Source organism: Cyanobacteria bacterium FACHB-DQ100 (assembly GCA_014695195.1).
Lineage (GTDB): Bacteria > Cyanobacteriota > Cyanobacteriia > Leptolyngbyales > Leptolyngbyaceae > Leptolyngbya.
The window spans coordinates 117,408-130,004 of record JACJNW010000028.1; the positions used below are offsets into that span (position 1 = coordinate 117,408).

Consider the following 12,597-nt stretch of genomic DNA (forward strand, 5'->3'; position numbering starts at 1 on the left):
ATGCGTGTTCTATCAGCCTGCTTGGGAAACCTACGCATTGAGCAAACTAGAACCCCTGTCCTCCTGGAGAACTTTATGGAATTCGCGGGATTACCCAACTGGAATCGCCCACTCTCACTCGAAAACGGTACACCTTCCTCGATCGCGGTTCCGCAGAATTACTTAAATCAATTCTCACAGCTTCACAATCGAGCTTCATCGTTGGTTGTGATTGATCCAACCGTGCCGAATTATCAGCAGTTAGCCGCTGGAATTCAGCCGGGTACCCATGTGCTAATTCTCGATCCCGCACAAGACACGATCGCACAAATTACACAGGCACTTCTGGGACAGACCGGAATTTCTAGTTTGCATCTCGTCTCACACGGAAGATCAGGCGCGATTCAGCTCGGTGAAACCTGGCTTGATCGTACCGCCCTCGATCGCTACCAGTCCGACTTTCAACAATGGGCGAAGTCCCTCACCGAAGACGCAGATATTCTGATTTACGGCTGTGATGTCGCTCAAGGAGACGCAGGACGCGCTTTGATCACACAATTTAGCCGTCTTACGGGTGCAGACATCTCTGCTTCGGACGATCTCACTGGAAACGCAGCCCTCAACGGCGATTGGACGCTCGAAGTGAATACGGGCGACATCGGAGCGCAGCTTGCCTTCACCGCCGAAACACGCTCCAACTATGCAGCAATTCTGCCTGTAGATTTGATTTCTGTTGGCAACCCAACTCTCGCAAAAGGCAGCGTCGGACTCGAAAGCATCGGGCGGAACTCGGTCAGCGGAGACGGGCGATATATCGTCTTCACCAGTCGCGCCACGCTCTCAGCCAATGACGCAAACGGGGTCACAGATGTCTTTTTATACGATCGTCAAGCTGATACCGTTACGCTCGTCAGCCGCAACGCAACGAATACTGGTAGTGCCACCGGAGCCTCGTTGAATCCGGCGATTAGCTACGACGGTAACTATGTAGCGTTTGTCAGTAATGCCAATGATCTGGTTAGCTCGATGACGAGCAACACAACTCAGGCAAGCAACATCTTTGTCTGGGAGCGATCGACGGGCAATATTACCCTCGTGAGTCGTGGTGCCGACGGAAAAAGCGGATTGTTCGACTCCTCCGCCCCCAGCATCAGCGACGATGGCAGCCGAATTGCCTTTCAAACCCAAGCCCAACTGCTCGGCTCAGATCCAAGCTCCGTTCCAGATGTGTATGTCTGGGATCGATCGACCAGCGCTCTGACGCACATCAGCAACAATCGCACGGATTTATTCAGCCCCACTGAGGGTGCTGAATCTCCAGTGATCAGCGGCGATGGAAATTATGTCGCATTTACCAGCCTTTATTCAAACCTGAGCTTTGGGGATTCAAACACCTCTCAAGATGTCTTCTTGTGGCAGCAGTCCGATAACACCCTTTACAACTTGACGATGAATCCCCAGATTGCGGGCAATGCTGACTCCCGTAATCCGGTGATTAGCCGGGATGGCAGGCGCGTTGCGTTTACCAGTGATGCCAACAATTTCGCACCCGACACTAACAACGTTTCAGATGTCTTTGTGTGGACGCGCTCTGGATTTAATGAATTCGGTGCGCCACAAGGCAGCCTCCAATTGGTGAGCATTAACAGTGCAGGGAATAATTCGGGCAACGGCGCTGAGGGCTTTGGTAACAATCCGGGTTCGCAAAATCCCGTTATCAGTCGCAATGGAGACGCGATCGCCTTTACCAGTTCTTCTACCAATCTGGTCGCGGGAGATACCAATGACAAGATTGATGTGTTTGTGCGAAATCTAGTCAGCAATCAAACGGTCTTGGTCAGTCGCGGCGCAAACGGCATTGGAAATGGGGATTCAGGGAATCAGAGTTTGAGCGAAGATGGAACTCGGATTGCATTTACCAGTGATGCCACAAACTTAGTTGCTGGCGATACCAATGCCCAGCAGGATGTGTTTGTGCGCGATATTTCAACCGGAAAACCGGATTCTGAGAAAACCTTTTTGATTAGCCGCACTCCCGCAGGTGCGGTCGGCAATAATGCGTCGGGTACGACTTCGAGTGAGGCTTTCTCGTCGATTTCGGTTCCGGTGATTAGTGGGGATGGCAATATTGTTGCTTTTGTCAGTCTTGCCAACAATCTCAATACGGAAGATAACAACGCTTTGTCCGATGGCTTTGTGATTCCGGTGACGAGTGGCAATGCAACCTTGATCAGTCGGCGCGATGATAATCCTGATCTCGCCTCTCGCACCGGCAGCGGCAGTTCGACGATCGCGCCCCATTCCCTCAGTGCAGATGGGCGCTACATTGTCTTCACCAGCGCGGCTCCAGAGATTGTCGATGGAGATACGAATGGAGTTTCAGACGTGTTCCTGCGCGATCGACAAACGGGAACAACGACCTTGATTAGCAAAGCGGCAACGATCGCCAACGGAGCTTCTGGCAATGCCATGATCAGTTCTGATGGGCGATATGTGGTGTTCACCAGTGCAGCCAGTAACTTGGTGGGTAGCGATAATAATAATGCGGTTGATATTTTCTGGGTCGATCGGCAAACGTCGCAGCTCCGTCTGGTCAGCCGTGCAGCCGGTGGAGCAAACAGCGCCAATGCAGAGTCAGTGAATCCGGTCTTGAGTGCCAATGGCTTGTTTGTCGCCTTTACCAGCACCGCATCCAACTTGGTGAGCAGCGATACGAACAATCAGCAGGATGTGTTCTTGTGGAATAGCCAGGATGATTCGATCGCGATCGTCAGCCGCGGTAGCGCTCAGAGCGATGGTGCTTCCGAACAGCCTGTAATTAGCGCGGATGGTCGATATGTGGCGTTTGTCAGTGCAGCAACGAATCTAGTAAGCGGTGACACAAATGCTCAGCGCGATGTATTCGTGTGGGATCGGCAAACAAACGAGGTGACGTTAGTGAGTCGAGCGAGCGGTGTAAACGGTGCGGTTTCGGATGGAGATTCGTACCAAGTCAGCATCAGTCAGGATGGACGCACGATCGCGTTTACCAGTACCGCGAGAAATCTCACAGGGACACCCGATGCTGATGGGGACGAAGATGTATTTGTTCGCAATCTAGACACCAATGCAACGGTTCATGCTAGCGCGAATCGATCGGGAGGATATAGCGTCAGTCTTGAGTTCTCGCTGCTCAAAGCCTCAAACCCGATGATTAGCGGCGATGGCCAGTTTGTGGTGTTTGCCAGTGACTTTGAGGATCTCGTGGTCAGCGATGCGAATGGCGTTAGCGATGTTTTCCGGCGCAATCTGGCAACAGGCGTAACAGAACTGGTCAGCGTCAACAAAGAGGGAACGAGCAGCGGCAATAATGCTGCGGGTGCAGATGGGGGAAGGGGCAGCGGTTCTGGTCGAGGTTCGCTTGATCCGATGATCAGCACCGATGGTCGGCTTGTGATTTTCAATAGTTTCTCTAGTGACCTTGCAGACGGAGATGCGAACAATGCGTTAGATGCGTTTGTGCGAGATATGAATGCTGGGTTTACAACCTTGGTGAGCCAGATTCCATCTGAAACCAATAGCGGACGCGGTGCTTCATTTAATCCTGTTCTCAGCGGCAACGGGAATTACATCGCGTTTAACAGCCTTGCAACCGATTTAACGCCCCGTGATCTCAATAGCAGCGTTGATGTTTTTGGATTGAATCTAGAAACGACGGTTAGTTTAACGCTAGACAAACCGACGATCGCAGAAAACACTCCCGCAAACACCGTGCAGTACAAGATTCGTCGGAACCGCACCAATGGCGATTTGACCGTGAAGCTGGCGATCGATCCCTCTAGCACGGCGGCAGGCGGAGATTATACGCTCACGGCTGATCCAAGTCTGAACCTAACGCGCAATGAATCAGAGATCACGATCAAACTCGCGAACGGAGTTGCTGAGGGAGTCATTACCTTAAACGCGATCGATGACATTGAGATTGAGCCTGAAGAAACATTAAATCTCAGTCTGATTGCCGCACCGGAGTATGCGATCTCAGATAGCTTCGGAACCACTTCGCTGAAAATTACGGATAACGATATTCCAATCCTGGTTTCGATTTCAAACACCACAACCGATAGTACCGAAGGAAATACAGGCGAGAAAGAATTTACCTTCCAAGTGAAACTCTCGGCTCCGGCAACCACCGCTCCGGTAACAGTACGGTATGCGACTCAAACAGGCACTGCGGATGCAACCGACTTTACCACCGTATCCGACACCCTTACGTTTAATGTCGGCGATCCAGATACAAGGACGGTAACGGTGCGGGTCAAAGGCGATACGCAGTTTGAACCGGATGAAACATTTAGCCTTGTGTTAAGCGATCCGAGTGCGAATGCAAGACTGGCGACGAATTCTTCAGCAACCGCCACGATCGCAAACGACGATACGATCCCGACGATTACGATCGCAGGTGCAGATTCAATTACAGAAGGGGATACCGGAACGCAGGCTTACACCTTTACCGTATCGCTGAGTGAGGCAAGCAGTACCGAAGTCAAAGTAGATTATGCGCTTCGCGATCTAACGACAGTGAGCGGGACTGATTATGTGGCTGTTCCGGCTGGCACATTGACTTTTGCGCCGGGTGTGAGAACTCAAACCATTACGGTTTTGATCAATGGCGATCGCCTGTACGAAGACAATGAGCAGTTCCAAATCGAGCTTTCTAATCCCGTTGGGGCAAGTCTTCCAGACGAGCAGAAGCTAAAAACTGGAGCAATTACCGATAACGATACTGCGCCTAGCATCACGATCGAAACCGCTTCACAACAGTCAGAAGCGACAAGTCCCTACAATTTCGTGGTCAAGCTCTCAGAGGCATCAGGTCGCCCTGTCACCGTGAAATATGACACGATCGATGGCACTGCAACCGCAGGAGAAGACTTTACTGCTGCGTCTAACACGCTGACCTTTGCCGCAGGTGAAACGGAAAAAACAATTGAAATCCCCGTCACCAACGATACCAAGCGTGAACAAAATGAGACCTTCTCAGTTAAATTAACCGATGCAGCTAACGCAACAATTACGACCGATACTGCAACGGCAACGCTCGCAGATGATGATCCAGTTCCCACCGTTGCGATTACTAATGTGTCGCAAGTAGAAGGCAACAGCGGTGATACTCCGCTGCAATTTACGGTCACGCTCTCGAATGCAAGTGATCAAGAAATTGTATTGAATTACGAAACGAAAGATGGCACGGCGATCGCTTCAGACAGCGATTATCAATCCAGTTCTGGAACAATTAAGTTTGCACCTGGAACAACAAGTCAAACGATTACGGTGAATGCAAAAGGAGATACAAAACGCGAAAGAGATGAGACTTTTGCGCTAGAGTTAACCACCGCAACACCGAATTTAGTCACGATTCCCACAACAGCGATCGGGGTCGGTACGATTCAGAACGATGACACCACGCTCCCGACGATCAGCGTTTCACCTGCCACCGTTTCAGAAGGAGGTGTCCTAACGTTCACCGTCTCGCTTTCGGATATCAGCAGCGATGAAATTCGCGTCAACGTTGCAACCAGTGATGGAACCGCAACTCTAAGCGATTCGGATTACACAGAACGAACAAGCGAAACGCTGGTTTTTGCACCGAACGAACAAACAAAAACCATCACTGTACAAACAACTAGCGACAATAAACTAGAAGAAGATGAAACGATCGCGCTGACATTAACGAGTCCGGTCAATGCAACACTTGCAGGATCAGGAAGCGCGATCGGAACGATCAGAAACGACGACCAGCGCCCGGCGATCGGCATTGCCAGCACTCCCTTGAGCGAAGATGATCCGCAAGCTGCCGCTTATCCGTTCACCATTCGGTTGTCCAATCCCACTACTCAAACCGTAACGGTAAAATATCGCACGATCGACGATACCGCAACCGTTGTCGATGGCGATTACGTCACAGTTCAAGGAACTGTAACCTTTAACCCTGGCGAAGTCGAAAAAACGATCACCGTCAAAGCGAATTCCGATCGCAAGTTTGAACCCACAGAACGCTTTATCGTGCGGCTCGAAGATCCCGTCAACGCCGATCTTGCAACTTCTGCAACCGATGGATTCGGCGTTCTAAACAACGACGATGCGGCACCTCAATTGTCGATCGTGTCGCGCACTGGAACGCAAGCCGAAGGCAACAGCGGCAGGACTTCATTTGAATTCGTCGTGTCGCTCAACAATCCCAGCAGCGAAGAGATTCGCGTCAACTATGCGACGATCGATGGCACGGCTTCAGGTTCAGACTACGAAGCAGCAAATGGGACGCTGATTTTCGCACCTGGAGAAGAACAAGAAACGATCACGGTGAATGTGTTGGGAGACACAGTGCTGGAGCCAGAAGAAAGCTTCCTCCTGCGCTTAAGCAATCCAACCAATGCCACCATTTCCGGCAGTAACGAAGCGCGAGGCACAATTCTCAACGACGATCAAGCGATTCGTCCAACCATTCAGATTGAGGATGTAATTGCCAGCGAAGGCAGCGTAGATACGACCTACACCTTCAAAGTCAAGCTCTCACAGGCAACCACCAATCCAGTCAGCGTTCAATACCGCACCCTCGATGACACAGCCGCGATCGCGGATAACGATTACATTGGCATAGCCACACCGGAAACTCTCACTTTTGCGCCCGGTGAAGTTGAGAAACAATTCTCAGTTGTCGTTCGCGGCGACACGAAATTCGAGCCGAATGAAACCTTCTTTGCCGAGTTAATCAACCCTACAAATGCAGACTTGTCCTCAGTCAATCGAGCGCGAGGCGTGATTAACAACGATGATGCTCGACCGACGATCAGTATCGGTAACGTTGTGGTTTCAGAAGGCAATGTCGAGGGTACTTTCACAAACGCAACGTTTACCGTCTCGCTATCAAACTCCAGCAGTGAAGCGATCAGCGTCAATTACACAACCGTTGACGAAACTGCACAAGCAGCAGACAACGATTATGAAACCGCAGCAGGAAGGCTGACGTTTGCACCCGGAGTCACCAGTCAGCAAATTACGGTTCGAGTTCGAGGCGATCGTAAATTTGAACCTGATGAATCCTTCTCAATCCAACTTTCATCGCCGACAAACGCTGATTTGTTCACTGCTATCAATCAAGGGATCGGAACCATTCTTGGCGATGACTTCCGACCAACCATGTCGATCGACGATGCCACCCCAGTTTTAGAAGGCAACGTGGGCGCAACTCCCGTCCGTTTCACCGTCCGCCTATCCAACGCCAGCAGCGAAGTTGTCACCACAAAATACGCCACTAAAAATGGAACTGCAAACAGTACCGATTACGCTGGCGTTACCACACCGACCACACTCACGTTTGCACCGGGACAAACAGAACAGACGATTACTGTGCAAGCGATCAGCGATGTATTTTATGAACTCGATGAAGCCTTCACCGTTGAACTCAGCGATTCATCAAACGCTCAAATCACAGACGGTAGTGCCACTGCAACCATTCAGAACGATGATCCACTGCCGAAACTGTCGATCGCGGCCGTAGCAACCAGCAACCCCGAAGGTAACAGCGGGATTACTCCGTTTACGTTTGAAGTGAGTCTGAGCGAAGCAAGCCCCACTCCGATTACCGTAAATTACACCACGGTAGACGGAAGCGCGACCCTCGCAAACAACGATTACGTAAAAGCTGCAGACACACTTACCTTTGCACCCGGCGAAACGAAAAAAACCGTTATCGTCAATATCTTAGGAGATGCACTATTTGAAGGAAATGAAACGTTCCAGGTTTCACTCAGTAATCCAACAAATGCCACACTTCAAACCAATGTCGCCACCGCCACGATCGTAGAGGACGACACACCGCCGACCATGAATAACAATAGCCCTTACGACATCTTCTGGCGGAATCAATTCACAGGGCAGAATCTGCTGTGGCAACCTGCGGGATCGCTGCTCGATCGAGAACTTTCCCTGGCAACGATTCCTGATCCCCGCTGGAAAGTGGTCGGAACAGCAGACTTTAATGGCGATGGGGCAGGTGATTTGCTCTGGCGGAACAGCACCACCGGAGATAATGCCATCTGGTGTATGAATGCCGATCTGGTCATTCAGGGTAGCTTCTTGCCAACGATCGCCGGAGCTTGGCAAATCACAGGCATCGGAGACTTTAACCGCGATCGTAAAGCCGATATCCTTTGGCGCAATCCTCAAACGGGTGAGAACGCGATCTGGTTTATGCGCGATACCGTTGTCAACACCGGAACGTTCATCTTCAAAGTCAGTGACCCAAGCTGGAAAGTTTCGCAGGTGGCTGATTTTAATAACGATGGCAGTTCCGATATTGTCTGGACAAACTCCAGCACAGGAGAAGTTGCACTCTGGCTGATGGATGGCGCGACGATTAAGGAGGATCGTTTAGAGAAGGTTAGCAACTTGGCGTGGCGGATTGTGGCAGCAGGTGATATTAACCGTGATGGTTTTGTCGATCTGCTCTGGCGCAACGATCGCACTGGTGAAAATGCAATGTGGCTCATGCGAAATGGTCAGGTTGAGCGCGGAGCATTCCTCCCATCCGTTCCTCCAACCAATTGGCAGATTGAAAGCCTGTTCGATTTCAACGGCGATCAAAGCCTCGACATTCTCTGGCGCAATGGCACGACGCAAGAAACGGTCATCTGGTTCCTGAATCAAGATCAAGTTGGCACCACCGCTTATCTACCAAACTTGCCCGATCGCAATTGGTCAATTCAAGCAGTGAGTCGATTCAGCAATCAAAGCAAGGGCGAAATCATGATGCGGAACTCTCAAACCGGAGAAAACCGCATCTGGCGCATCAGTCTCGACTGGTTCGATCGCTCCACTGTCCTCGATCCGCAGATCGATCGCGATTGGCAAGTTCAAGGAACGGCGGACTTCGATCGCAATGGGAGCGCTGATATTCTCTGGCGCAATCTCAGGACTCGCGAACTCTCAGTCTGGCTGACTCAAAACGGTCAGGTGCGCGATAAAGTCACGATTCCTGCCGGATTTGACATTCCGATCGACTGGGTGATTCAGGGCATCGGCGACTTTAGCGGCGATGGCAGTCCGGATCTGATTTGGCGCAATCGACGCACCGGGGAGACGGCAATGTGGCTACTCAACGGCACTCAGGTTACCTCTGGACTCTTCTTGCCGAAAGTAGATACCAGCTGGCAAATTCAAGATGTGGCGGATATGAATGCTGATCGCAATCTCGATTTAATCTGGCGCAATCCGGCCACTGGACAGACTGCAATCTGGCTGTTCGATCGCACTGATGTTACTCGCGGCATTTTTCTGCCTGCGATTAGTCCCAACTGGCAGATCAAAGGATTTGCAGACTTTAATCGCGACGGTCAAACCGATCTGGTCTGGCGCGATGATAGTACCGGGGAAATAGCGCTGTGGTTTATGAACGCAGGACAGGTTAGTCGTGGTGTGTTCCTGCCGTCCGCCCCAACAAACTGGGATCTGATCGGGGTGGGTGACTTTAACCGCGATAATCAGTTCGACTTACTGTGGCGCGATCGAGGATCAGGCTCGAATGCGGTGTGGTACCTGGTGAATAATTCCGTTACCTTCGCCACTTACGTTCCATCCTTGACGGATCTGGGTTGGCAACTAGAAGGCATCGACGACTTCTAGTTCACGCTTCTTATGGTAAGATTTTCGCGTCTAATTGCGAGAATCAGATCATGCGGGCAGATACGGAATTCGGTGGTACGACGGGATTAATGGATGTAGAAGCGGTACAAAAGACGCTCAATCGATCGCGAGCGTCGGTGTACCGCTATGCCAACACTGATCTAGAGTTGCTTAATCCGCCGTTTGACCCAAAGCGCCTGAATCCAGAGTTGCGCCAATCACCCAACGATCCGCTGATGTTTCACTCAAATGAAGTTGCGCGGTTTGCCAAAGAGGTGCTGAAAATTAAGCAGGTGACGATCGAAGTTCAAGAACCCCAACCGAATCGGACTCAGGAAGTGCTAGAGGCGATTTTGGTGGAACTGCAAAGTATTCATGCGTTATTAAAAACGCGATCGTAGCAGCTAGCCTTTTCTAGTTTGGTCGAGGGTTTCTTCTTTGACTAAAACGGCGTGACTCGAAGGCTCGATCGGTCTTCCCCGGTATTTGGAATAAACTTGCGTGAATTCTGCACCTAGCAGCAGAATTTGCGCGGAGTAAAATACCCAAAGCAACACAACGACCAACGATCCCGCCGCACCGTAGGTTGAACCAACGCTACTGTTACCGAGATAAAGACCGATCAAGAATTTACCAATGTTAAACAGTAAAGCGGTAACAGCAGACCCAACCCAAAGATTCTTCCACGGAACCTTTACATCTGGTAAAAACTTATAGATTGCTGCAAACAATAGAGTCGTTAACGCAAATGTGATCACAAAATTAAGCACTTGTCCAACGTGAAGCGCCTCAGGAAGAAGACCACCAAAATAAGCGCTTACGCCTGAGAATACTGCCGACAATATTAACGAAACCAGCAGTAGAAATCCAATTACTAATACCATCGCGAAAGACAGAAATCGAGCTTGAACAAAGCTCTTTACGGCTCGTCCTGGTTTCGGTTTGACTTCCCAAATGGTGTTGAGTGCCGTTTGCAACTGTCCGAATACACCTGACGCGCCGAAAATCAGAACTCCGATCCCGATCAGCGTCGCAATGCCTCCTCCTGATCCGGGTCTACTCGCGTTCTGAATCATCGATTGAATGAATTCTGCACCTTGCCTACCGACCAGTCCCTGAATTTGCCGCACGATCTCCCCCTGCGCGGCTTCTTCACCATAAACCGCACCGACGATCGCGATCGCAATAATCAACAACGGTGCTAGCGAAAACATGGTGTAATAGGCCAATGCCGCTGCGAGTAATGGCACATTATCTTCGTTCCATTCGGTGATCGTATCGCGCACCAAACGCACAATCGTTTTAAATCTCATCGCCGTAGAGTATAGAGTTTTAGAATAGCCTTAACAGCAAGACCCTACTGCAAAATTTGATCGCACGGCATCGCTCACAAGTGAGAAGAAGCTTCTGTCTTTTGAGGGAGGAGCGATCGCAAAGATTGTCTAGCTTGTGTGCACTGCGAATCTAACTTCAGAGCGGTACCCGCACGATCACTTCCCTGTTAGTTTAAGCACATGAAATACAGCTCTGAGAAATCAGATTTGAAACATCGAACTGATTGTTTCTAGAAATCTTAGGGTGAAGCTACTATTTTCAATTAACTAATCGGTAAGGAGATTACTATGAACATTCTAGCGTGGGTTGTTTTAGGATTATTGGCAGGCGCGATCGCAAAAGCAATCTATCCCGGACATCAAGGCGGCGGACTGCTCGGCACTATGATTTTGGGAATTGTCGGTGCATTCATCGGCGGAACGGTAGCGACGCTGCTTGAAACGGGAACGCTGGCGATCGGTGCAGCCTCCTTGAGCATTCCAGGCGTGTTTGTTGCCGTGTTGGGCGCAATTTTGGCAATCTTCATCTACAACAAACTGTCCCGTCGGGCTTACTAACAATTCGGGCGATTTGCGTTTTGGGTTCAGATTGTGGTTCTGTCAGTCGAGCGGTGATTTGAAGCGATTCAAGTCACCGTTTTTTTCAAGGAATCTACCAGAGTCAAACAGAATCGGGCGATCGTAGCCCTGAGTCTACAACCGCCCGATCGCATTCTGATTAAAAGTTCTACGCTAATCGACGCTTCATCAACGGTTGAACTGCAACCAGCGCGATTGCACATAGTCCAACTAGAATCAGCAATGCTCCACCAAGGGTTACATTTCCAAAGGGTGCTTGCATGATCACACTACCAAAGCTCCAGTCCGGGTGAAGATAGAGGTAACGAATTGGCTCGATCGCATAGCTCAAGGGATTCAGCGTGGCGACGACTTGCAACCACTTCGGCATAAACGACAACGGAACGAGAGCCGTACTTGCAAATAGCAGCGGTAGATTCGTGACAAAGATCACCGCAAGCAGTTCAATATGTCCCGGTAGCGCAAACGCCAATCCTAAACTTAAGGCTGTGACCGCAACCACTAACAGCAACACGATCAGCGCAACCAACGCAAGCCCGATCGCATTCGGCAATCCTGCCCCTAAGAATGCACTCGTTGCGACGATCGCTGCCGTTTGAATCAAGCTCAGTGTTGTAATAAAGATCGCCGATGCCATGACGATCGAAAACCTCGAAACCAAGGGAGCCACAAGCAAGCGATTGAGGAATCCGAACTCTCGATCGAACATCACCGGAAGCCCAGCATTGAGCGCTCCACCAAATGCGGTAAAGACAATCACGCCAGCCCCTAAGAACTGACCATAATTCACCTGATCGCCAAACAATCCTTTGGGTGCATTTTGAAATAGCGCACCAAACAGAACCAGCCACATCAACGGTTGGATAATTCCTGCCAGCAGTGTAGAGGGGCGGCGCTGGAGTTGAATAAACAACCGTCTAGTCATTGCCGCAGTTTCTTGCACAAACTCGCCAAACGGATTCGAGGGCGCGATCGTTCGGCGAGGTTCCAGTGCAGTTTTCGGAGGGGTAATGGTCGTACTCATAGTTAAAGTGTGAATGACATT

The 12,597-nt window shown here is 50.5% G+C and carries 5 protein-coding genes; 3 read left to right on the forward strand and 2 right to left on the reverse strand.

What is annotated here, in order from left to right; all coding sequences use genetic code 11:
- Positions 1 to 75 precede the first annotated feature (75 nt).
- Both H6F51_11790 and H6F51_11795 read left to right on the forward strand, forming a co-directional pair.
- Complete coding sequence (locus tag H6F51_11790; GenBank protein MBD1823159.1) at positions 76 to 9,639, forward strand: DUF4347 domain-containing protein; 9,564 nt, start codon at positions 76 to 78, stop codon at positions 9,637 to 9,639.
- A gap of 50 nt (positions 9,640 to 9,689) precedes the next feature.
- A complete protein-coding gene (locus tag H6F51_11795) occupies positions 9,690 to 10,040 on the forward strand; it encodes a resolvase (protein ID MBD1823160.1) in 351 nt (116 codons plus the stop codon).
- Positions 10,041 to 10,043: 3 nt separating this feature from the next.
- Here H6F51_11795 and H6F51_11800 read toward each other — a convergent pair whose 3' ends face one another.
- Positions 10,044 to 10,952: a YihY/virulence factor BrkB family protein gene (locus tag H6F51_11800; GenBank protein ID MBD1823161.1), complete on the reverse strand. Its 909-nt coding sequence runs from the start codon at positions 10,950 to 10,952 to the stop codon at positions 10,044 to 10,046.
- Positions 10,953 to 11,261: 309 nt separating this feature from the next.
- Between H6F51_11800 and H6F51_11805 the strand changes: the two genes are divergently transcribed.
- Positions 11,262 to 11,531, forward strand: coding sequence for a GlsB/YeaQ/YmgE family stress response membrane protein (locus H6F51_11805; protein ID MBD1823162.1), 270 nt, complete (start codon positions 11,262 to 11,264; stop codon positions 11,529 to 11,531).
- A 169-nt stretch (positions 11,532 to 11,700) separates the two neighbouring features.
- On the opposite strand, the gene H6F51_11810 is transcribed toward H6F51_11805, so the two are convergent.
- Entirely contained in the window at positions 11,701 to 12,576 is an 876-nt protein-coding gene (locus tag H6F51_11810; GenBank protein ID MBD1823163.1) for an ABC transporter permease, read from the reverse strand.
- Between the last annotated feature and the right edge of the window lie 21 nt (positions 12,577 to 12,597).

Coding starts and splice junctions, on each gene's coding strand:
- H6F51_11800 (MBD1823161.1), bottom strand. CDS start 10,952: ATGAGATTTAAAACGATTGTGCGTTTGGTGCGCGATACGATCACCGAA.
- H6F51_11810 (MBD1823163.1), bottom strand. CDS start 12,576: ATGAGTACGACCATTACCCCTCCGAAAACTGCACTGGAACCTCGCCGA.
- H6F51_11790 (MBD1823159.1), top strand. CDS start 76: ATGGAATTCGCGGGATTACCCAACTGGAATCGCCCACTCTCACTCGAA.
- H6F51_11805 (MBD1823162.1), top strand. CDS start 11,262: ATGAACATTCTAGCGTGGGTTGTTTTAGGATTATTGGCAGGCGCGATC.
- H6F51_11795 (MBD1823160.1), top strand. CDS start 9,690: ATGCGGGCAGATACGGAATTCGGTGGTACGACGGGATTAATGGATGTA.